Source organism: Chloroflexota bacterium, assembly GCA_016197225.1.
In the GTDB taxonomy this organism is placed as follows: Bacteria; Chloroflexota; Anaerolineae; order Anaerolineales; family VGOW01; genus VGOW01.
Window position 1 is genome coordinate 48,254 of record JACPWC010000064.1, and the last position, 21,388, is coordinate 69,641.

General features: G+C 58.9%; 19 protein-coding genes. 8 read left to right on the plus strand and 11 right to left on the minus strand.

Annotation, left to right across the window (positions count from 1 at the left end; translation table 11 throughout):
• Positions 1-9: 9 nt before the first annotated feature.
• The 5 genes from HYZ49_11520 to HYZ49_11540 all read right to left on the minus strand — a co-directional run bounded on the left by HYZ49_11520 (position 10) and on the right by HYZ49_11540 (position 4,851).
• Positions 10-711, minus strand: a complete 702-nt coding sequence (locus HYZ49_11520) for an HAD-IB family phosphatase (protein ID MBI3242911.1) — start codon at positions 709-711, stop codon at positions 10-12.
• Between the two features lie 53 nt (positions 712-764).
• On the minus strand, positions 765-1,826 hold the full coding sequence (locus HYZ49_11525) for an ABC transporter ATP-binding protein (GenBank protein MBI3242912.1): 1,062 nt from the start codon (positions 1,824-1,826) through the stop codon (positions 765-767).
• A 22-nt stretch (positions 1,827-1,848) separates the two neighbouring features.
• The gene (locus tag HYZ49_11530) at positions 1,849-2,664 is read right to left on the minus strand and encodes an ABC transporter permease subunit (protein MBI3242913.1); all 816 of its coding nucleotides are present in this window, start codon (positions 2,662-2,664) and stop codon (positions 1,849-1,851) included.
• Complete coding sequence (locus HYZ49_11535) at positions 2,661-3,584, minus strand: ABC transporter permease subunit (protein ID MBI3242914.1); 924 nt, start codon at positions 3,582-3,584, stop codon at positions 2,661-2,663. Before HYZ49_11535 ends, HYZ49_11530 begins: the two co-directional genes overlap by 4 nt.
• Positions 3,585-3,693: 109 nt before the next feature.
• The gene (locus HYZ49_11540; GenBank protein MBI3242915.1) at positions 3,694-4,851 is read right to left on the minus strand and encodes an extracellular solute-binding protein; all 1,158 of its coding nucleotides are present in this window, start codon (positions 4,849-4,851) and stop codon (positions 3,694-3,696) included.
• Between the two features lie 307 nt (positions 4,852-5,158).
• On the opposite strand from HYZ49_11540, the gene HYZ49_11545 reads away from it, so the two are divergent.
• The 8 genes from HYZ49_11545 to HYZ49_11580 all read left to right on the plus strand — a co-directional run bounded on the left by HYZ49_11545 (position 5,159) and on the right by HYZ49_11580 (position 16,461).
• Positions 5,159-6,061 carry a phosphotransferase gene (locus HYZ49_11545; protein ID MBI3242916.1) on the plus strand — a complete coding sequence of 301 codons (903 nt, stop codon included), beginning with the start codon at positions 5,159-5,161 and terminating at the stop codon, positions 6,059-6,061.
• Between the two features lie 35 nt (positions 6,062-6,096).
• On the plus strand, positions 6,097-6,765 hold the full coding sequence (locus HYZ49_11550) for a hypothetical protein (GenBank protein MBI3242917.1): 669 nt from the start codon (positions 6,097-6,099) through the stop codon (positions 6,763-6,765).
• Positions 6,766-6,775: 10 nt separating this feature from the next.
• Positions 6,776-8,476, plus strand: a complete 1,701-nt coding sequence (locus HYZ49_11555) for a tetratricopeptide repeat protein (protein MBI3242918.1) — start codon at positions 6,776-6,778, stop codon at positions 8,474-8,476.
• 204 nt (positions 8,477-8,680) lie between these two features.
• Positions 8,681-9,862 (plus strand): hypothetical protein, encoded by a 1,182-nt coding sequence (locus HYZ49_11560; protein MBI3242919.1) that lies wholly within the window; start codon positions 8,681-8,683, stop codon positions 9,860-9,862.
• A gap of 24 nt (positions 9,863-9,886) precedes the next feature.
• Complete coding sequence (locus HYZ49_11565) at positions 9,887-12,313, plus strand: FAD-dependent oxidoreductase (protein ID MBI3242920.1); 2,427 nt, start codon at positions 9,887-9,889, stop codon at positions 12,311-12,313.
• A complete protein-coding gene (locus HYZ49_11570; protein ID MBI3242921.1) occupies positions 12,313-13,770 on the plus strand; it encodes a glycogen synthase in 1,458 nt (485 codons plus the stop codon). The genes HYZ49_11565 and HYZ49_11570 overlap by 1 nt, the downstream gene beginning before the upstream one ends.
• Positions 13,771-13,960: 190 nt before the next feature.
• The gene (locus HYZ49_11575) at positions 13,961-15,466 is read left to right on the plus strand and encodes a carboxypeptidase M32 (protein MBI3242922.1); all 1,506 of its coding nucleotides are present in this window, start codon (positions 13,961-13,963) and stop codon (positions 15,464-15,466) included.
• Between the two features lie 77 nt (positions 15,467-15,543).
• Entirely contained in the window at positions 15,544-16,461 is a 918-nt protein-coding gene (locus tag HYZ49_11580) for an arginase family protein (protein MBI3242923.1), read from the plus strand.
• Here the strand turns inward: HYZ49_11580 and folP are convergent.
• The 6 genes from folP to HYZ49_11610 form a co-directional block, all read right to left on the minus strand.
• A complete protein-coding gene (gene folP / locus HYZ49_11585) occupies positions 16,433-17,329 on the minus strand; it encodes a dihydropteroate synthase (GenBank protein ID MBI3242924.1) in 897 nt (298 codons plus the stop codon). The two genes, HYZ49_11580 and folP, sit on opposite strands and share 29 nt — an antisense overlap.
• A gap of 48 nt (positions 17,330-17,377) precedes the next feature.
• A complete protein-coding gene (gene folK / locus HYZ49_11590) occupies positions 17,378-17,896 on the minus strand; it encodes a 2-amino-4-hydroxy-6-hydroxymethyldihydropteridine diphosphokinase (GenBank protein ID MBI3242925.1) in 519 nt (172 codons plus the stop codon).
• 83 nt (positions 17,897-17,979) lie between these two features.
• On the minus strand, positions 17,980-18,471 hold the full coding sequence (locus HYZ49_11595) for a 6-carboxytetrahydropterin synthase (protein MBI3242926.1): 492 nt from the start codon (positions 18,469-18,471) through the stop codon (positions 17,980-17,982).
• A gap of 3 nt (positions 18,472-18,474) precedes the next feature.
• The gene (locus tag HYZ49_11600; GenBank protein MBI3242927.1) at positions 18,475-19,728 is read right to left on the minus strand and encodes an MFS transporter; all 1,254 of its coding nucleotides are present in this window, start codon (positions 19,726-19,728) and stop codon (positions 18,475-18,477) included.
• A 6-nt stretch (positions 19,729-19,734) separates the two neighbouring features.
• Positions 19,735-20,526, minus strand: a complete 792-nt coding sequence (locus tag HYZ49_11605) for a hypothetical protein (GenBank protein ID MBI3242928.1) — start codon at positions 20,524-20,526, stop codon at positions 19,735-19,737.
• Positions 20,527-20,540: 14 nt separating this feature from the next.
• Entirely contained in the window at positions 20,541-21,182 is a 642-nt protein-coding gene (locus HYZ49_11610) for a response regulator (protein ID MBI3242929.1), read from the minus strand.
• Positions 21,183-21,388: the final 206 nt, after the last annotated feature.

Genomic DNA, 21,388 nt, shown 5'->3' on the forward strand with positions numbered 1-21,388 from the left:
ATAATCCGTTCAATCCGGTAAATCCGCTGACCCTATCTTTTCCAGTTCGTGGCGCACGTCGTCAAAATTCTCAAAGGGAAAGAGCCGCTTCGGCTTCCCCCACAGCTTCAGGATGGAGAGCAGGGGTTCTTTGGCAAAGACGATGTCACACTCAATGGCCGCCCAGCGGTCGGCGCGGCCATCGGTGATCAGCACCACCGGGTCGGCCCAGGACTTGGCCTCGCGGACAGGATACCGTTTGCAAGCGGCGCACTGGCGGCAGGGTGAACAGTCGCCGTTGCGGTTGGGGAAATGCAATTGCCAGCCATGCTCAAAATCAATCTCGTTGGCGATGATGGGCGGGATGTTGGTCACGCCATGCCGCTTGAGCACGCCTTCGATGTACCAGGTGAGGCCGTCGGAGAGGATGGCGGCGGGCCACTGGCGAGATTCCAGGAAACGAAGGAAATGGGGGAAAGTGGGGTCGAGAGGAACACCGTCGAGGAAGGCTTCCAACTGGGAGACGGTGACACCGGAGTCCCGCAGGGCGGCGAATCCGGCGGTGAGTCGCTCCGGCACGTCCAGTTCACCCCGTTCCCACCGGGCCACGACATCCCCGGCCCGGCCCGGGCCGTCGAGGTGGGCAAAGAGTTCAAATTCAACGTCGTAGGGAACGATGGTGCCGTCGAAGTCTATGAAGATGGCGGGCGGCATGAAGGAAGGAATGCACAATTCACAATTCTCAATGTGCATTCGGCATTGAGAATTGTGAATTGTAAATTGTCTTATTCCATTACCCAGCAGGAATCGACGGGGAAGTTGACGGTTATTTGTTCGTTGGCTTTGGGCAAAACCACCTGGCTCTCGTTGAACAGGTCGAGCGAGACGATGGCTCCGCCCACGTCCACCCGAATGCGGACGACTGAGCCGAGGAAGGTGACGCTCTCCACTCTGCCGCTGAGTTGATTCTTTTTGCCGTCGCCGTTGGCGCCGCCGAGGTTGAGTTCTTCGGGGCGGAGAGCGAGGCGGCCCGCCGAGCCGTTGGCGAGTTTGATGTCCCGCCCAACGCTGAGGCTCTGGCCGTTGAAGGTGCAGCGGCCTGAGGCGGCGTCGGCCACGGTGACCGGGATAAGGTTGAGTTGTCCGACGAAGGAGGCAGTGAAAGCGGTTTGCGGGAAGTTGTAGATTTCAAACGGCGTGCCAACCTGCTCCATTTTTCCGGCGCTCATGACCACGATGCGGTCGGAGATGGACAGGGCCTCTTCCTGATCGTGGGTGACGTAAATGGTGGTGATGCCGAGTTGCTGTTGGATACGGCGAATCTCGGTGCGCAGTTCAACGCGGATTTTGGCGTCGAGGGCCGAGAGCGGCTCGTCGAGCAGAAGCACCTGGGGCTGAAAGGCCAGGGCGCGGGCCAGGGCCACACGTTGTTGCTGGCCGCCGGAGAGTTGATAAGGGTAGCTGTCGCCTTTGACCGGCAGATGAATCAGGTCCAGCATTTCTTTCACGCGCTTTTTGATCTCATCCGCCGGCCTCTTGGCGATCTTGAGGCCGAAGCCGATGTTGTCGCCCACCGTCATGTTGGGGAAGAGCGCGTACGACTGGAACACCATGCCCACGTTGCGTTTGTTGGGCGGGGTGTTGGTCATTTCCACGCCGTTGATGGTGATGGTTCCTGAGGTGGGCAATTCGAAGCCGGCTACCATGCGCAGGGTGGTGGTTTTGCCGCAGCCGCTGGGGCCGAGGAAGGACACGAATTCGCCGCGCTCGATATTGAGGTTGAAGTTTTCGACGGCGACGCTGTTGTTGAACTCTTTGCGGACTTTGTCCAGTTCTAGGTAGGCCATGGTTTCCTCGCGTAGGATTGAATTAGCGACCGCCGGCAATCTGACTCTGGCTGGAGCCGCGGGTGACAAATTGGATGATGCCCAGCGCAACCCAGGTGAGAAGGAAGCTGATGAGAGAGAGCGCGGCCGGCTCGTAGGCTTTGTGATTGCCCAGCAAGGCCAGATAGGGGCCGAAGGCCGGGCGGGCCAGGAAGGTGGCCAGGGTCAGTTCGCCGACGACAATGGAGAAGGTGAGGAGCGCGCCGCTGAGCAAGGCGGTGCGCAGGTTGGGCAGGATGATCCGAAAGAGGATGGTGGGCCAGCCTGCTCCCAGAATCTGGGCGGCTTCGGTGAGGGTGCGCACATCCATCGCCCGCAAGCCGTTGTCCACCGAGCGGTACATATAAGGCAGGCAGAGGACGATGTAACCGGCGATGAGCAGGATGTTGGTGCTAAAGACGCTGTTGGTGAGCGGCGGCACGATGGGCAGGCCGAAGACGGTGAGCGGACGGCTGTAGCTCTTGATCAGGCCGAAGACCAGAATGATGGCCGGGATCGCGAATGGCACCAGGGTAATAAAATCAAGCACCGGGCGCACCTGGGGCAAACGTAGATGGGCCCAATAAGCGGTAGGCACAATGAGCAGGATGCTGACGATGATCGTCATCACCGCCATCTGGTTGGAGAAAAGAAACGTCTTGACAAATTCAGGATCGGTCAGCGCGTTCTTGTAGGCGTCCAGACTCAACACGTCGCGCTTGATCCGCAGTGAAAAGTCCAGGGCGCCGTAAAGCGGCAGGATGAAATAAAGCGCGCCGAGCAAGATCCAAAACCAACTCCAAAGTGGAAAGCGTTTCATCGCAACCACCTTTCTGTTTGTCGTTGCAGCCAGGTGTAGGCGGCAATGGAAATTGTCATGATGACCACCATGCCGAAGGCCATGGCATGGCCCAGGCCGGGGTTGTGCAGGACGTCGCCGCGAATTTGAGCGCCGATCTGAATGGTGACCAGGTTCAACGTTCCGCCGGTGAGGGCGAAGGCGGTGGCATAGGCGCCGAAGGCGTTGCCAAAGAGCAGAATCATGGTGCCCAGCAGAGACGGCAACAAGATCGGCATGGCTACATAGCGCCAGTATTCAAAAGAAGTTGCGCCCAGATTCTCGCAGGCTTCGCGCCACTCGCGCTTGAGTCCGTCCAGGGCCGGGGCCATGACCAGCACCATGAGCGGAAATTGGAAGTACATGTAAGTCAGGGTCAGGCCCCAAAAGCTGTAGAGGTTGAACCCGGCCTCATAAACGTCAATGTTGAAAAGGCTCTTGAGAACGCCGGTGATGAAGCCGGTGCGGCCCAGCACGGCGATGAAGGCAAAGGCCAGCGGCACGCCGGCGAAGTTGGAAGCCACACCCGAGAAGGTCGTGATCGTCGAACGAACCCACCGGGGCAGGCCGCCGATGGTGACGGCGTAGGCCAGCAGGAAGCCAAAGATGCCGCCGCCAATGGCCGTGACGGCGCTGACCTTGATGCTTAGCAAATATGAATCAAGAATTTTGGGTTGAGAAAGATCAAGGATGTTTTGAAGGGTGAACCCGCCTTCTGAGTTCTGGAAACTGCCGATGAAGAGGGAACTGGAGGGGAGGAAGAGAAAAGCAAAAGCGAAAAGAAAGAACGGCAGGACGCCGGCCCAGGCCAATAGCTCTCCCCGCACGCGCGGCTTTCTCCCGGGCTGAGACGACGTTTGACTTTGAAGCGGCGCGCTCGCCGAAATAGAGCTTCTATCCATTGGATTTCCCTTTCGGAATAGACAATCCGGTTCGGTGTTTGAAATGTCAGATAGAACGAGACCCCACCGCAGGGCAGGGTCTCGCTTGAGTCAACGGCTAATCAACAGGTTACGGGGCCGCCTGAACGTTGGCGCCAACCACCGCGTCCCAATTCCCGGTGATCAGGGCCTTGGCGTCGTCCAACTGCTTGACGCTGGGGAACACGGCGCCGGAAATGTCTGGCAGTTTAGCCAGCAGGTCAGCCGGGATGGCGTTGCGGCTGCGCAGGTCTGGTTCGCGGATGGGGTGGCAATATCCCTTGAGCCAGAGCACCTGGCCTTCGTCCGAGTACAGGTATTCCATCCACAACCGGGCGGCGGCAGGGTGTGGGGCGTAGGCGCTGATGGCCTGCACGTACACACCGGCAAAGCGGCCAGTCTTGGGGACGACGACTTCGATGTTGGGGTTGCCATTCATCGAGTCGCGGCCAGCCAGAGCGTTGTAGTCCCAGGTGATGCGGATGGGGGTCTCGCCCTTGGCGACCAGGGTGTTGTTGGCGATGACCGGCACGAGGTTGCCAACCTGGTTCAACTTGGCAAAGTAATCCAGGCCAGGTTGAGCGTTGTCCAGTGTGCCGCCGTTAGCCAGCGTAGCGGCGAACACCGATTGGATAGCCTGGTTGGAGGTGCGCGGGTCGCCCGACACGCCAACTTGCGACTTGTATTCTTCCTTCAGGAGGTCGGCCCAGTCTTGCGGCACATTCTTAACCACATCGGTGTTGACCATGAACGACAACACCCCGTAGTAGTCGCCATACCAAAAGCCTTCCGCGTCCTTGGCATCGGCGGGGATGGTGTCCCAGGTGGAGACTTTGTAAGCCGACACCAGCCCATCGGCCTTGGACGAGGCCCCGAAGGCGAAGCCGACGTCAATCACGTCCGGCGCTTGCGGGCCTTTGTTGTCCTTGTTGGCCTTGATGGCTTCGATCTCGTCACCTGAACCACCGTCGGGGTTGAGTTCGTTGATGGTCAGGCCATACTTGGCCTTGAAGCCATCGAGGGCTTCACCGTAATTGCACCAGTCGTGGGGCAGAGCAATGGTTGTCAACTGACCTTCAGCTTTGGCCGCGGTCACCAGGGCGTCCATGCCGCCCCCGTCGGCGGCAGACACCACCTTGCTGAAGTCCTTCGCCGCGCCGCCGCCGCCGCCGCAGGCCGTGACGGCCAGCGCCAGAATGACGGTCAATGCACTCAGTTTGAACAACAACGCTTTTTTATTGTTGAACATTTCTTCTCTCCTTAGAATATTGAAAAACAGCGGTGTGGATACGTTTCAGATTACGGCGTTATCGGTTCCGAAATAGACTCACCTCCCATCCTTGCCATTGTGGACGATTTTGCATGATAGGTTGTTATTACAAGACTTGAGTAAAAGGGGTGTTAAGCAAAGCTAACTTTGCAGAGTATAGCCTCCTATGCCTGACAAGTCAATTTAATTTAGGACAATTTTCCAAATCCGGCCTGGCAGTCTCAGCCCGGCGACTTTCGCCTATAATATAGCCGTTTCCCACCCCTCCTCACATGAGGCCGTCTCTATGTCCGATTCCCTCTCTCCCATTCTCAACCGCGTTCCCCTTTTTGCCAACCAGCCCGATCTCAAAATCACCGAACTGTCGGGCGGCATTACCAACCGCAATTATAAGATTGAAACCGCCGACGGTCATGCATACGTTCTGCGGGTGGGCGGAAACGACACCGGCCTGCTGGGGATTGATCGCCTCGTCGAATACGGCTGTACCCTGGCCGCCTCCCGCGTGGACGTGGCCCCTGAGCCGGTAGCCTTCCTTGAACCGGAAGGTTACCTGGTCACCCGTTTCGTCAGCGGCGTCGGCCTTCCCGCCGAGACGATTGGCTCGGCGGAGAACATTCGGCGGGTGGTGGGCGCGATCAAAACTTACCACGCCCTCGACGGCTTCCCCGGATCGTTCTCCCCGTTTCGCGTTGTCGAGTCTTATCTCCCCATTTCCCGCCAATACAAAGCCCCGCTCCCCAACAACATAGACTGGTTCCTTGCCACTTCAGTTGAGATCGAAACAGCGATGCTACGCGATCCTTTCAGGCCAACGCCGTGCCACAACGATTTGCTCAACGGCAATTTTTTGGATGACGGCGCGGGCATCCGCATTTTGGATTGGGAGTATGGCGGGATGGGCGACCGCTTTTTCGACCTGGGCAACTTCTCGGCCCAGCACGGCTTTGACGATGAGCAGGATGACCTCTTGCTCCGTGAGTATTTCGGGGCGCCGACCCAGGCCCAACATGCCCGCTTGAAACTGATGAAGATTATGAGTGACATGCGCGAAGCGATGTGGGCGATGGTGCAGTGCAACGTCTCGCAGATTGAATTTGATTACGTGGGCTACGGCCAGAAGTATTTTGATCGCATTGAGGTAACGGCTAAAGGCAAGAGTTATCGGCGCTGGTTGGCTGAGGTGTGATTGCAACCCTAACCAACAAATAGGAGGATTATTACGTGACAACAAACACTGCTGAAAAAGAAGATAACCGTTTGGAAACGGTGGTCGCCTTGCTCATCGCGCTGGTCACCGTCATTGGCGCGGTCGTGGCCTGGCGGGCCTCGGTGGCCGCCGACGGCGCGGGCGACGCCGACTTTGCCGGCCTCAAGGCCTCCTTGAACGCCGAAGAGACGCGCGCCCTCAACTTCGTCAACGCCTACGAGCATTACGGCGCGTTCACCAACTACGCCCGCTACGACAAGCTCGGCGACGCGATTGCCGACGACCTGGGGCAGGCCGACGGCCTGACCGAAGAAGAGGCCTTCCTGCTGGATCGCCAGCGCGCCGAAGCTTACGATCTGGCGGACGCCAACCAGGATTTATTCCCCAACCGCTTTTTGAGCCGCGATGGCGCGTACAGCGTGGGGCGCGACCTGGGCGAAGCCTGGGCCGACGCCTCCAAAGAGAAAGACCTCAACCCCGATCCGCAATACGCCGAAGCCGACAAACTGCGGGCCAAAACCAACCGCCTGTTGGCAACGCTCTCGGCGCTGGCGGTGGGTCTGGTGTTTTTCACTCTGGTCGAGGCCGCCGGAAAACGGCTGCAATACCTGATGATTGGCCTGGGCCTGCTGTTCTCAATTGCCGGCACAGCCGTCGCCGTGATCATTGAATTCGCCCGATAGAGACAAAAACATGAACGCCACTCCTTCTACCCAAAACGACGAACGGTTCAAAAAAACAACCGCCGTATTGATTGCGGTCGTGACGATGCTGATCGCCGTCGTTACTTATTTACAAAGTGACGCCGGAGCGCGTGACGACGCCGCCAACCGCGACACCAAACGCTACTCGCTGGAAGCGTTTGGCAAGCAAGTGAGCGGCGACGCCCGCGTGAACTACGATTACAACAGCGCCTATCAAGCCTACTACGAACTCGACTTGCTGGCCGCCGCGGCTCTGACGGCAGACGACGAAGCCGCCGCCCGCCGTTACGAAGCCTTGCGCGACGAGATGCTCAACCTCAGCCCGATGTTGCAAGCGCCCTACTTTGATCCGGCCACCGGCCATCTCAATGTCGCCCAATACGAAGCCGACACCTATCTGGTTGAAATTACCGCCCTGCAGGAACGCTTTGCCGCCGCCTCTGCCGTCAAAGACGCCTGGGACTCCAAGTCGAACACCTACATCGTTCACCTGACTCTGCTGGCAGTGGCCCTCTTTCTCTACGGCCTCTCGGCCACCATTTCCGGCAACTTCACGCGCTGGATTTTTGCCGTTGTCGGCACGGGGGTGGCAGTGGTTGCCACCGGCTGGGCGGCGACGACCTTCCTTCAGCCGGTCAAAGACCTGCGCGAGTGCAAAATTGCCGACGGCGCTAACGCCATTGATGCTTACGCCCAGGGCGTGGGCCTGGCTTATCAGGGCGAGTACGAGCAAGCCATCGCTTCGTTCGACAAGGCGCTGGCCTGCGAGCCGAACTACATCAATGCTCTCGTCGAACGCGGCGACGCCAACACTGCGCTGGGCAATTACGGCATTGCCGCCGCCGACTACGAAAAAGCCCGCGCCGCCGGCGACGCCAGCGCCAACGTCGCCGGAAACCTGGCCTGGGTCTACTACCTGCTTGGCCGCTTCAACGAAGCCGCCGACATGAATCGCCTGGCCCTCAAGGCCGGCCCCGGCGAATTGTGGATTCAATATGATCTGGCCCTCAGCCTGATGGCCGCCAACAGGCTTGACGAGGCCCGCGCCGAATACAAGGTAGGGATGGACCTGGCCGCCCAACAAGTGGCCGAGGCCAAAGCCGCCGGGGCCGAGCCGCCCTCGTTCCTGTGGTGGGGGCTGGAAGATGCCGCCCTCGGCCTTGATGAACTGATTGACACGATTGACTTGGGTGAGGGCAGTCCGCCGCGCAATTCTCTGGCCGCCCCGGACGCCATCGGTGAAGCCGCCTTTGAGATGTCCAGCCGGCTCAAGGGTTTGTCGGTGGCGCTGGAATACACCGGCCAGCCGCCGCAGGGCGAGTTGACAGCCATCATCAGCCCCTTCATCTTTGCCCAGCCCCTGTTTGACGACGACGGCAACGTGGTGGATTACGAACCGGCTGACGCCTTCGCCTACGGCACTGACGAAGTTTCCATCCTCTTTGACTACGAAGAGATGCAGGACGGGCAGGAGGTGGTATTCAAAGTTTACGTGGACGGCGAAGAAGACCCCTCGTGGCGATTTGTCGAGCCGTGGTCGCTCGGCCTCTCTGGCTCGGCGGACAAGTCTCTGAGTTTTGCCTACAGCAACACCCAGGTGCTCACCCCCGGCCTGTACACCGTCGAAATATACGTCAACTCAAACCTGGCGCAGTCGGGGAACTTTGAGGTTCTGGACGAAGGAGAATAGCTCAGGATGCTGTTTCATCTAAAAGCAGGCAAGCACCCTGAGCGGAGTGAAGCGAAGCGGAACGAAGTCGAAGGGTGCGGGTTTGGTAAGGAACAACCTTGCCGTAAGGGGCCGCGCCCTTCGACTTCGTGGCAGAACTACACTGCCACTTCGCTCAGGGCGCTACACTCGACCATGCAGTGCATACCAAAAGTGAGGTAGATCATGAACTCGTCGCCGCCCTTAATCATCGGTGATAAGGATTTAGAAAGCATCTCCGATCTTCATCCTGTTAGGTCGGACTTGCGCCAGTTCGATGAAGATTGGCTTCAGAAACTCTTATTTGTGCAGCCTGATCTTCTCCCGACAAGAGATATTGACCCGGCTTTTGACAAGTTGATTCCTTTGGCACGAGAGTTTCCGGTCACGGTTGGTTTGATAGACGTGCTCTATGTCACCTCGCGTGGCGCGCTGTGTTTGGTCGAAACTAAACTCTGGCGAAACCCGGAAGCACATCGCACAGTTCTGGCACAAATTCTAGGTTACGCCAGACATCTAACCAACATGAATTACCCAGACTTTAAAGCAAAAGTTGAGGCGATAGCTACTAGGGATGGCCGTCCCAAGGACCTTCTCAAGATTGTATCAGCCAAATCCCCCAAGTCCGAATTTGATAGCGTAGCCTTTGAAGAAGGCTTACGACGCTCGTTATCAACGGGCAACTTTCTGCTACTGATAGTGGGCGATCGGATTCGCCCTGAAGTTGTTATGCTTTCGGAAATTATGGGCACTGCCCCCAACCTGGAGTTCACACTGAGGTTGGTTGAAATAGCTTTTTACCGTTTGGATAAGAAAAATGATTGGCCGGTTGTAGCTGTGCCATCTATTGTGGGTCAAACTCGCGAGGTGACACGCGCTGTTGTAAAGATCCGTTACGAGCAAAAGCAACCGGAAGTAGAGGTGTCTGCGGTCGAAGAACAAAGCGATAGTCGTCGAGGACGCATTGATATAGAAGCCTTTCTGAAGTCGTTGCCAAAAGGCCTTGATGAGATTTTTGAGCCTTATTTGAAAAGTTGGATGGCAGGGCCTCTTGTAGTCAGTTGGGGGAGTGTGGGCTTCAGTCTTAGATATTCTCGTGGAAATAAACTTCTCACAATTATTGAAGGGTATCCCACTATGATTGCCATTTTTGTAGAACGGCAACTTGTTGACTGGGGCAATCCAATAGACGCATACAGGGCATACTATTCTCATATAGAGCGGATTCCAGAGGTTCAACGTGTGCATAGCCTGAACAGAAAGTATGTGTATTACAACAAACTGACACAGGATGAAACGCGCATCATTCTAGAAGCAACAGATCAATTGGCTCAGGCTTTAGTAACGTGGTCAGCTTCGAGTCAATAGCCAGTTCTTTCCAGGAGACTCTTCATGCAATCTCACGCGCAAGCCGTCATCGTCGGCGGCGGGGTCGGCGGCTGCAGCATCGCCTACCATCTCACCCTCATGGGCTGGAAGGATGTCGTCGTCGTCGAGCGGCACGAGATCACCAGCGGCTCGACATTTCACTCGGCGGGCTTAGTCGGCCAGCTCCGCACCTCCTCCAGCCTCACCAAGCTGATGCGCTACAGCACCGACCTCTATCGCCGCCTCAAGAACGAAACCGAAGTTGACCCCGGCTGGCGGGAAGTGGGCAGTTTGCGTATCGCCTCTTCGGCAGAGCGCATGGAAGAACTCAAGCGCATCGTCGGCTACTCCAAAGCTTTCGGCATGCCGCTGGAAATGCTCTCGCCCAAAGAATGCCATGATCTCTTCCCGCTCATGTCGCTCGACGGCGTGCAGGGCGGCGTGTACCTGCCAACCGACGGCTACATTGATCCGACCGGCCTGACCAACGCGCTGATGGCCGGGGCCAGGAGTCGCGGCGCGAAGTTCCTGACGAACACTCGCGTCACCGGCATCACAATAACCAATAACCAAATAACAGAAGTTGCCACCGACAAAGGCCCCATCAAAACGGACGTGGTCGTAAACGCCGCCGGTTTGTGGGGCAACGACCTTGCCCGCATGGTCGGCCTTGCTCTGCCCATCATCCCGATGGCTCATCTCTACCTGATCACTAAACCCATCGCCGGCCAGCCGCACACCATGCCGACGATGCGCGACCCGGACAACCTTGTGTATTACCGCGAAGAAGTGGGCGGCCTGATCGCGGGCGGCTACGAACGTGAGCCACAGCCCTGGGGCCTCGACGGCGTGCCGCAGGACTGGAACTTCAAACTCCTTGAGCCAGATTGGGATCGCTTCACGCCGTTGATGGAGAACGCCATCAAGCGCGTGCCTGCTCTTGAAACCGCCGAGATCGTGCAACTCCTCAACGGCCCCGAAGGCTTCACACCCGACTCGGAATACTTGCTTGGCCCGACGGCAGTGCGCGGCTTCTGGGCCGCCTGCGCCTTTTGCGCCCACGGCCTGGCCGGGGCGGGGGGCATTGGCAAGGTGATGGCTGAATGGATCATTGACGGCCACCCCGAATGGGACATGTGGCGGCTCGACGTGCGCCGCTACGGGTCGCAATACAACAGTCAGCAATACACGTTGGATCGCACCGTCGAAACTTACGCCCAGTATTACGACATTCACTATCCGGCTGAAGAGCGGGGGTCGGCCCGGCCCCTGCGGCTTTCGCCTGCCTATCACCGTTTGAAAGAGTTGGGCGCGGTCTTTGGCGAGAAGGGCGGCTGGGAACGGCCAAACTGGTTTGGCCCCAACGAGCGCGACGCCAAACACACCCACCGGCCCAAAGGCTGGGGCCAGCACAACTGGTCGCCGGCGATTGGTATGGAGCACGTTGTCACGCGCGAGCGCGCCGGGTTGTTTGACGAAACATCATTTAGCAAGATCGAAGTGTTGGGGCCGGGTGCGATGATGTTCTTGCAAAGATTGTGTGCGAATGACGTGGACAAACCTGCCGGAACCGTCATCTACACCCAAATGCTCAACCCGCGCGGCGGCATCGAATGTGACTTCACCGTGTCGCGGCTGGCCGATGATCGATTCATGATCGTCACCGGCACGGCTTTTGGCACGCACGACATCACCTGGTTGCGCCTCAATGCGCCGCTCGACGGCTCGGTGTACATCAACGACATCACCTCAAGCCGGACTTGCTTCGGCCTGTGGGGGCCTCGCGCCCGCAACATTTTGCAGAAGGTGACGCGAGACGATGTGTCCAACGCCGCCTTTCCTTACATGACGGCCAAACAAATCACCGTCGGCAACGTCCCGACCCTGGCTCTGCGCGTCACCTACGTTGGCGAACTAGGCTGGGAATTTTACGCGCCGACCGAATACGGCCAGCAGTTGTGGGACACGCTGTGGGAAGCAGGGCAAGAGTTTGGCCTGGTTGCCGCCGGATACAAAGCGATTGACTCTCTACGACTGGAGAAGGGCTATCGCTACTGGAGCGGCGACATCACGCCCGACTACACCCCGTTTGAAGCCGGCCTCGGTTTCGCCGTCGCCCTCAACAAGCCCGTTGACTTCATCGGCAAGCAGGCGTTGATTGAAGCGAAAGCGAAAGGCCTGACGCAAAAGCTGTGTTGCCTCACGCTGGCCGACCCGGATACGGTGACATTTGGCAGTGAGCCGATTCGGGCTGATGGGCAAGTGGTGGGTTGGGTAACGAGCGGCGGCTACGGCTACAGTGTGGGCAAGAGCATTGCTTACGGCTATCTGCCGGTTGAACTCGCCAAGCCAGGGACGAAGCTGACGGTCGAGTGTTTTGGGGTGGAGATTGAGGCGGTGGTGGAGAGAGAGCCGTTGTGGGATGCGAGAGGGGAGAAAATAAAAATATAATGCAACCCCTCAAAATCCTCTTCCTCGCCGCTGAAGCCGCCCCCTTCGCCAAGACCGGCGGCCTGGGCGACGTGGTCGGCGCTCTGCCCAAAGCCTTGAGCGCGATGGGCCACGACGTTCGCATTGTCATCCCGGCCTATCAACCCATCGAAGCCTCTTTTCATGGCGACAACAAATGGAACCTCCGAGCTTTGCCCTGGGACTGGAAAGTGCCGACGGGCGGAGGACTGTTGCCCGCCGGTTTGTTGGAAGGTCGCGTCCCCGGCAGTGACGTGCCGATCTACTTCGTCGCCGAGCGCAACCTGTTTGGCCGCCCGGAAATTTACGGCTACCCCGACGACGCCTACCGCTTCTCCTTCTTCTGCCGCGCCGCGCTGGATTTGATCCCGGCTCTCGGCTGGCGGCCCGATATCATCCACGCCCACGACTGGCACACTGCTCCGGCCCTGATGTGGCTCGCCATCACCGGCCAGTACGACGAACGCTATCGCGGCATCCCCAGCCTCTTCACCATTCACAACCTTGCTCATCAAGGGCGTAGCCCGCGGGATGTGCTCCACTATCTCAGCGTCGAGACTCCGTCCTTGCTTGAAGAACCTTACGGCTCGGTCAATTTTATGGCGCGCGGAATCCACCACGCCACCCTCATCAACACCGTCAGCCCCACCTACGCCCGCGAGATCATGACACCCGGCGGCGGCGCTGACCTCGACGGCCTTCTGCGCTTCCGCCACTTCGACGTGCACGGCATCGTCAACGGCCTAGACTACGACACTTGGGATCCGACCGTCGACAAAAACCTGGCCCGTGCTTTCGATGTTGATCATCTTGATGATCGACTCCACAACAAACGCGCCTTGCAGGAACGCGCCGGTCTGCCCGTCCGCGACGACGTGCCGCTGGTGGCGATGGTGAGCCGCCTCGATTGGCAGAAAGGCCTTGACATCATGGGCCACGTCATTCATCTGCTCATGAATGATTATGCCGGCGAGGCGCAATTTGTGGTGCTGGGCACGGGCGCGAAAGAATATGAAGACGTGTTTGCCCGGCTGGCCGGTTACCACAAGCAAAAGATGACAGCCTTCCTCACCTACGCCGCCGACCTCGCGCCGCTGATCTACGGTGGAGCCGACATCTTCCTCATGCCCTCTCGCTTTGAGCCATGCGGACTCGGCCAACTGATCGCCATGCACTACGGCTGTGTGCCAGTGGTGCGGGCCACCGGCGGTTTAGCCGACACGGTTCGGGATGGCCTCACCGGCTTCACCTTTGACGACTACACCCCCGAAGCTTTCTGGAATGCCCTGCAACGCGCCATCTACATCTATAATGTTGATCAACCAAGCTGGCGGGCCATCCAACATAACGGCATGATCGAAGACTTCTCTTGGAGCCGCTCGGCGCACGGCTATCAGCAGTTGTACGAATGGGCCATCGCCCGCCTGCGTGGTTACTGAAAGGTAATCGCTCGCACACTAAGCATCCTGAGCGGAGCGGCGGGTGTTGTTGCCGCCGCGCAGTCGAAGGATGCGGCTTTCGCACCAGCGCCGCACCCTTCGACTACGGCCAACGAAAAGCACGTTGGCCTCCGCTCAGGGTGCTACCCCGTGAGCATCTACAAAATCTTTTTTATTGACAAGGACAACTATGAACGAAAAATTTCTCGAACTCAAAAACCGCCTCGCCGAAATTCACGACCTCACCAAAATTTCGTGGGTGCTGGGTTGGGATCAACGGGTGATGATGCCGCAAAAAGGCTCGGCCGTGCGGGCCGAGCAGTTGGCGACGCTCGAAAAGGTGCGGCTGGAAAAATTCATCTCCGATGAAATGGGCCGCCTGCTCGACGACCTTTTGCCTTATGAAGAAAGCCTGCCCTACGACTCCGACGAAGCAAGCCTGATCCGTGTAACGCGGCGCGATTACCAAAAGGCACGCCGCGTGCCCCCGGAACTGGAAGCCGAGATGGCCCGCACCGCCGCCAACGCCACCGAGGCCTGGATCGAAGCCCGCCAGAAATCCGACTTCTCGATTTTCCTGCCGCACTTGCAGAAGAACGTCGAACTCAAACACAAATACGTGGAATGCTTCGACGAGGTGGAGCACGTTTACGATCCTCTGCTCGACGACTACGAGCCGGGCATGAAGACCGCCGAAGTGCGGGCCGTGTTCGACGACCTCAAGAAAGACCTGGTTCCCCTCATCGCCGCCATCAACCAAAAAGCCGACTCGGTCAGTGACGCCTGCCTGCGCGGCCACTTCCCCGTTGACAAACAACGCGAGTTCTCGTTGAGCATCGTCGAGCGCTTCGGCTTCAACCCCGACTCGTGGCGGCTCGACCCGACGGTTCATCCCTTTGCTAGCAGTTCGGCCACCACCGACATCCGCATCACCACCCGCTATCGCGAAGATTTCGTCAACGCCGCCATGTTTGGCACGATGCACGAGTGCGGCCATGGCCTGTACGAAAACGGCATCAGCCCGGCGCTGGAGCGCACCCCGCTCTGCCGGGGCGTCTCGCTCGGCCTGCACGAGTCACAAAGCCGCATGTGGGAAAACTTAGTCGGGCGCAGTCGGCCATTTTGGCGGCACTTCTATCCCAAACTGCAGGCCGCCTTCCCGGATCAATTTAATGGGGTGGAGATGGAGACGTTCTATCGGGCGATCAACAAGGTTCAGCCGTCATTGATCCGGGTGGAAGCCGACGAGGCCACTTACAACCTGCACATCATCTTGCGCTTCGAGTTGGAGCAGGAAATGATGGAAGGCAAGGTCGCCCTGCGCGACCTGCCCGAAGCCTGGAACGCCCGCATGAAGTCTTATCTTGGCGTGGACGTGCCAAACGACGCTCAGGGTGTTCTGCAAGACATTCACTGGTCGAGCGGCGGCATCGGCTACTTCTCCACTTACTCGCTGGGCAACATCATCTCCTGCCAGATTTGGGAGAAGGTGTTGGAAGCCCTGCCGGATATTTACGAGCAATTCGAGCGCGGCGAGTTCATGGCCTTGCGCGAGTGGTTGCGCGAGAATCTGCACAAGCACGGGCGCAAGTTCACCCCGAAGGAGACGCTAGAGAAAGTGGCAGGCAGTTCCATCAACGTTGGGCCGTATGTGAAGTATCTCAAGAGCAAGTACGGCGAGATTTACGGTTTGTAAGTTTATCCGCAGATTACGCAGATGATTCCAAATCTGCGCGCGAAACGTCTGTGAAAATCTGTGGATCAAAGTTTGGAATGGATTATCTTCTAAAACCCCATGCCACCCCTCAACACCGCTTTGCCTACATCGGCATTCCGCACGACGCCGCCACCAGCATCGGCAACCCCGGCGCGCGGTTTGCTCCGGCGGCCCTGCGCGAATCCCTGCGGGGCGTGTTCGAGTGGCGGCTCCGCGACGGCAAGTTGGCCGACATTGACGAAGGCCTCATTGATCTCTCGGCGGTGGAAGTGGCCGACTTCGGCGACGTTGCCCTCAGTTATTACGACACCCAGAAGACGGTCGAAGAAAGCTATGCCCTGGTGCGGCAGGCATTGGATGCCGGATACATTCCGCTGGTGGTTGGCGGCGACCACGGCATCAGCTACCCGGCCATCAAAGCCCTTCATGACACGCGCTCGGGCCGCATCGGCCTCATCCAACTCGACGCGCACCGCGACCTGATGCACTTCTCAGATCGGCAGGGCCGCTTCTCAGGCAGCAGTGGCATGAGGCGTTCGCTGGAGTTGGAACGGCTGGCCGGGCCGAATCTGGTGCAGGTGGGTTTGCGCGGCTACACCACGGTTGAGCAGTTCGAGATGGGTGACGAGTTGGAAGTGCGGCGCATTAGCGCCACGCGGTTTGCGGCGATGGGGCCGAAGGCCGCCGCCGAGCAGGCCCTGGCCTGGGCGAGCGACGGGACCGAGGCCGTTTACCTGACGGTGGATATGGACGTGTTGAATTCAGGGGAAGCGCCGGGTGCCGGGTGGCCGGAACCGGGCGGGTTGACCGGCCAGCAGGTGATTGACTTCCTGCGAATCGTCGCCCCGCACTGCGCCGCGATGGACATTGCCGAACTCAACCCGCTCTACGACAGCCCGGCGCGGGCTACCGCCATTTTGGCGGCGCGATTGCTGTTGGATTTTATTACGGCGCGGGTGAGGGCCGCCGCGTGATCGCATCCGCGATTTTTGTTACACGGATCATCTGGGCCACATCATGCACGCGCACGATGTCCGCGCCGCGATCAATGCTCAGGGCCACTGCCGCCGCCGTCCCTTCCAGGCGCTGGTCAGGCGGCAGGTTGAGGGTGTAGCCCACAAATGACTTGCGTGACGGGCCGACGAGAATCGGATAGCCAAGCGCCTTGAGTTCGCCCAAACGATCCACCAGCTCCAGATTCTGTTCGACTGTCTTCCCAAAACCGATGCCGGGGTCAACGATGATACGCTCCGGTTTGACTCCGGCTTTGAGCGCCAGTTCAATGGACTCATCCAGTTCGCGCTTGATGTCGCCCAACAGTTCGTCGTATTCCACGCCCACGTAACGCCCGCCCAACTGCGCCGATTGGGCCGCATCCTTTGGCTTGCTCCGGTTGTGCATCAGAACGACGGCAGCCCCGGTTTCGACGGCCACACGTCCCATCTGCGAATCCATTCGGAAGCCCCACACGTCGTTAATCATCGTCGCCCCGGCCTCGACGGCCTGCCGTGCCACTTCGGCCTTGTAGGTGTCAATTGAGATCGGCGCGCTCACGGCTTTGGCGATTTCGCGGATGACGGGAATGACGCGCCGCAATTCTTCTTCGACGAGAGTCGATTGACTGCCGGGGCGAGTTGATTCGCCGCCCACGTCAATCAAATGGGCGCCCGCCTCTGCTTGTTCAACCGCTTGCTTCACCGCCGTCGCCACCCAGTTATCGCCTTTCACCAGCCCGTCGCCGGAAAACGAGTCGGGCGTGACGTTGATGATGCCCATCAGGTAAGTTTGCTTGCCCCACTCGAAGGTGGTGGAGCCGAAGGTGAAAGTTGGAGAGATTGGCATGTTTCGTCAACGGATTTATCGGATTGAACGGATTTGTCTTTGTGTATTTTATCTGCTAAATCCGTTCAATCCGTTGACCCAGTGAATGGGCCAGACAGAGTCCTTTGCGTCGCCCAACTGGTCACGCAAGGACGCAATTGTTTGCTTGAGAACTGGGTGGATAAAGTCGGGGGCGATGTCGGCCAGCGGGACGAGAACAAAGGCGCGTTCGTGGAGACGGGGGTGGGGCAGAATCAGGTCGGGCGACTCAAAGACGATGTCCCCGTAGAACAGCAAGTCAATGTCAATCAGGCGCGGCCCGAATCGAATCGCCGGCTCGCGGCCCAGTTCAGCTTCCAGCAGTTTGAGGGCCTGGAGGGCTTCCAGCGGGAGCAGGGATGTTGTAGCGCGACAGACCATATTGAGAAACTTCGGTTGGGCGGTCACATACATCGGCTCGGTTTCGTAGATGGGCGAGGTTGCTTCCACCGTGAAGGCTGGGGGCAGAGCGCCCAGCGCCCGCCGCAGGTTCTCCGCCCGCTCGCCAAGATTTGTGCCGAGGGCAAGATAGATTGTGATTGCGGACATCGTTTCACCACAAAGGCGCGAAGCCACAAAGGGCCACGAAGTTTTCTTGGTGCGACTTCGAGTCTTTGTGACTTCGTGGTGAATCAAAGCTCCTTGCGAAAGAAGGCGCTCTGGCCGAAGGTCTCTTCGACTTCAACTTCAAGTGCAGTTAGGCCGGTGAGGCCGCGGGCGCGAAAGTCGGCTTCGATCTCGCCGCTGATCCATTCGGCGATTCGTTCGGCGGTGGTGTTAGGAATGGGCAGTTGCGTCACGTCTTCTCGCGGAAAAACGTAAATGCGCTCATGGTGGCGCACGGTGAAGCTGGTCTCGTTCTGCGAAATGTCGAGCAGAGGGTTGTTTGTCGCCAGGAGCATCTTGTGATCGAGCCGATTGCAAATCTCGCGCAGGAGCCTTTTGAGGACGATGAAGTCAACAACGTAGTTGTCTTCGTTCAGTTTGCCTTCGACGACGGCGGCGGCGCGGTAGTTGTGGCCGTGCAAAGGCTCCAGCTTGTCGCCATTGTAGGTGACAAAATGGCCGGCGCAGAAGACGGTGTAGTCTTTGGTGACGCGGACTTTGAACGATTCGCGGGACATGGATTATTGGGCAACGGCCATTGCCGGTTGTCTCACCTGCCACCACAGCACCAACGCCAGAGGAATCACGGCGGCGACGGCGCCGACGATTCCCATCACGCCGTAACCCACCAGCGAGAACACAATGCCGCTTCCCAGGCTCCCCAGCGCCGACACCAGGCCGATGAGCAAATCGTTGAAGCCCTGTGTCTTGGCCCGCTCGTCGGGCGAGAGTTGATCGGCCAGCAGTGACGAGCCGCCCACGTAGCAAAAATTCCAACCGAGGCCCAGCAGAAAGAGGGCGACGCCGAGCGGTAGAACATCAGGCGAGAGCGGGGCGGTGAGGCAGGCCAGAATTAAAGTGGCGGCTCCCACCAGGATCACCGGGCCGCGTCCCCAGCGGTCGGCCAAGCGGCCAGAGACGATCGAAAAAGCGTACATGCCGATCACATGCCCCGAGATTACTTTGAAGATGTCGCCGATACTGTGCTGATGATTCCTCATGTGAAGCGCGGTGATGACCATGAGCATGACCATGACGGCCTGACCGAAGATCATGGCCGCCGCGGCAACGCGCGCGGCGGGCAGGCTGAAGATTTCGGCAATGGAGCGCGCGGACGGCGTGGCCGCTAAGGGGTGCTGTTCGATTTGCAGGCCGGCGATCTCGCGCCCGAGGTCGCGCGGGTCGGGGCGAAGGAAGGTGAAGAGGATGACCGTGGCGACGGCGAACATGACGGCGCTAATGATGTAGGGCCAGGCCAATGGATCCAGGCCGAAGCCCTCCATGAACGTTTCAATGGAATTGGAAAAAAGAAACCAGAAGACGGCGCTAACGGTTCCGCCGATGACGACGTTGGAGATGGCCCGGCCCCGTTCGTCGGCGGTGTGGACTTCGGCAGCGGCAAAACGGCCTAGTTGAAGCGCCGAATTGGCAATGCCCATGAGAACCAGGCCGACGAGGAAGAGGCCCAGCGACTCGACAACGATGGAATAGGTGGCAAGCAAAGCCCCAAGCATGCCTAGGCCGAGACCCAGGGTGAGGCCGCCTCGCCGCCCCAGCCGATCCATGCCATAGCCCCAGCCGAAGGCGGCGGCGGAGATGCCGAGTTGATAGATGGCGCCGGGCGCGGTGGCGAAACGCTCCGAGCCGGTCAGTTTCGCGCCGACGATGGTGGTGACCGTGGCGGCGACGAGGAAGCCCGCCGAGCCGAACGATTGAGCGGCGAACAGCGTCCACACAATTTTGCGGGCCAGGGAACGGTAGTGAGTGTTGAGCATTGGCGGCTACTTTACCTCTTCAACATCCTTATACCACTTCACCTTGTCGCCGATCTTGTCCCGCATCTTCCAGCCGAAGGACTTGGGCGCGGCGTTGAGGGCGTTGAGGGCGTGGTCCACCTGCGAGGCCACTTTGTTCTTTTCGTCGTCGGAGAGGGTCGTGTAAGCCTGGGCCAGGCGCTTCACCTTGTCCAGGTTCATCGTCACCGTGCGCCAGAAGCCCCAGTCGTCGGCGCAGATTTTGGTGATGTAAGGCAGGTTGATAGTCTCGGCGTCGTGGCCGCCCCAGGGGTGCTCCAGCAGGAGCATGATCATGTCAATGATGTCTTTCTCGTTAATCTTCACGATCTGGAGCTTCTCCAGCACCATCTCGGCCAGCGGAATGGTGGGGCTGTCCTTCTCCAGGCGGCCATTCCAGAAGATGGTGTGGCAGAAGTCGAGCTTGTCCACGAAGATGTCCACGTGGAGGCCGTTGCCCGGATGCTCGAAGATCATCCGCGCCCCTTCGCTGTTGATGAAGACTTCGGTGTCTTCTTTGTAGCCCAGAGCGGCAGGCATCCATTTGCGGATTTGCGCCGCCTGCTTGCCGTAGCCGGCAAAGTCAATGTCGGTGTAGGCCCGGCCCATTCTGGCTTGCAGGTGGCCGTAGTTGGGGCAGTGCTGGTGAAAGGCCAGCGAGCCGAGCAGGCGCAGGGTCAGCCCGGCGGCGTTCCCGGCGTCCACAATGCGTTTGACTTCGTTTTCAAACTTAAGCCGCTCAGAGTCATTCTGAGCGGCCATGCCAATCGAGTGAGTCATAGGGGTTAATAAGGTTACGGGTTGCTTGCGTTCGCGGCAGCTAATTTTTCCATTCGCACACAAATGTAACGCAGGATTAACCAGTCGCGCCGCTCCAGAAAAATCTTGGCCAGGGTCACCATCAACGCCGGGTCGGCGCTGGGACGGGTGATGTACTCAGCATAGGCGCGCGCCGCTTCGTCGTCAATGCGCCCGATTTGCAAATGCGCTTGCACCAGCTGGAGCAGGTATTTGTCGCGTTCCAGTTCTGCTGTTTGCGTCCGGACGATCTTCTTTTTAACTTCAGCGGCTTGCTCCATCGCTCGCCGCACAGCCGACACAAACTCTTCAACGGTGAAAGGCTTGAGGACGTACTCGCGCACCCCGGCCTGCATGGCTTTCACCAGCATGTCGCGCTCGCCCTCGCTCGACATGATCATGCACACCGTGGCCGGGCTGACTTTGGCGATGGCTTTGATGGCGGTGAGGCCGTCCAGGCGCGGCATGTTGATGTCCATCACCGCCACGTCGGGCTGGAGCTTTTCGGCCAGTTCAACCGCCTCCTGCCCGTCGCGAGCCACGGCCACCACTTCCAGTTCGCGCTCCAACGCCAACATCGAACGCGCGCTCTTGCGGAACTCGGCGGTGTCGTCGGCAATGAGCAGACGGATGGCCATGGGAATGGCAAATCCCAACTTCCAACTTCCAAAATCCCAAGTTCACTTTCGGCGTCTTGGTTTCGGGATTTTGGCGTTTGGAATTTGGGGTTTTTCTATTTGCCCTTGCCGCCAAAACTCCCCTTGGTATTTTGTGGCAGGATCATTTCCACGTCGGAGTGGGGGCGGGGGATGACGTGGACGGAGACGAGTTCGCCGACGCGCTT

Excerpts from the sequence above, each read along its gene's own strand:
- HYZ49_11605 (MBI3242928.1), bottom strand. The coding sequence starts at position 20,526 with ATGACTCACTCGATTGGCATGGCCGCTCAGAATGACTCTGAGCGGCTT.
- HYZ49_11595 (MBI3242926.1), bottom strand. The coding sequence starts at position 18,471 with ATGTCCCGCGAATCGTTCAAAGTCCGCGTCACCAAAGACTACACCGTC.
- HYZ49_11535 (MBI3242914.1), bottom strand. The coding sequence starts at position 3,584 with ATGGATAGAAGCTCTATTTCGGCGAGCGCGCCGCTTCAAAGTCAAACG.
- HYZ49_11530 (MBI3242913.1), bottom strand. The coding sequence starts at position 2,664 with ATGAAACGCTTTCCACTTTGGAGTTGGTTTTGGATCTTGCTCGGCGCG.
- HYZ49_11525 (MBI3242912.1), bottom strand. The coding sequence starts at position 1,826 with ATGGCCTACCTAGAACTGGACAAAGTCCGCAAAGAGTTCAACAACAGC.
- HYZ49_11575 (MBI3242922.1), top strand. The coding sequence starts at position 13,961 with ATGAACGAAAAATTTCTCGAACTCAAAAACCGCCTCGCCGAAATTCAC.
- HYZ49_11610 (MBI3242929.1), bottom strand. The coding sequence starts at position 21,182 with ATGGCCATCCGTCTGCTCATTGCCGACGACACCGCCGAGTTCCGCAAG.
- HYZ49_11570 (MBI3242921.1), top strand. The coding sequence starts at position 12,313 with ATGCAACCCCTCAAAATCCTCTTCCTCGCCGCTGAAGCCGCCCCCTTC.
- HYZ49_11545 (MBI3242916.1), top strand. The coding sequence starts at position 5,159 with ATGTCCGATTCCCTCTCTCCCATTCTCAACCGCGTTCCCCTTTTTGCC.
- folK (MBI3242925.1), bottom strand. The coding sequence starts at position 17,896 with ATGTCCGCAATCACAATCTATCTTGCCCTCGGCACAAATCTTGGCGAG.
- folP (MBI3242924.1), bottom strand. The coding sequence starts at position 17,329 with ATGCCAATCTCTCCAACTTTCACCTTCGGCTCCACCACCTTCGAGTGG.
- HYZ49_11560 (MBI3242919.1), top strand. The coding sequence starts at position 8,681 with ATGAACTCGTCGCCGCCCTTAATCATCGGTGATAAGGATTTAGAAAGC.
- HYZ49_11565 (MBI3242920.1), top strand. The coding sequence starts at position 9,887 with ATGCAATCTCACGCGCAAGCCGTCATCGTCGGCGGCGGGGTCGGCGGC.
- HYZ49_11540 (MBI3242915.1), bottom strand. The coding sequence starts at position 4,851 with ATGTTCAACAATAAAAAAGCGTTGTTGTTCAAACTGAGTGCATTGACC.
- HYZ49_11580 (MBI3242923.1), top strand. The coding sequence starts at position 15,544 with ATGGATTATCTTCTAAAACCCCATGCCACCCCTCAACACCGCTTTGCC.
- HYZ49_11600 (MBI3242927.1), bottom strand. The coding sequence starts at position 19,728 with ATGCTCAACACTCACTACCGTTCCCTGGCCCGCAAAATTGTGTGGACG.
- HYZ49_11555 (MBI3242918.1), top strand. The coding sequence starts at position 6,776 with ATGAACGCCACTCCTTCTACCCAAAACGACGAACGGTTCAAAAAAACA.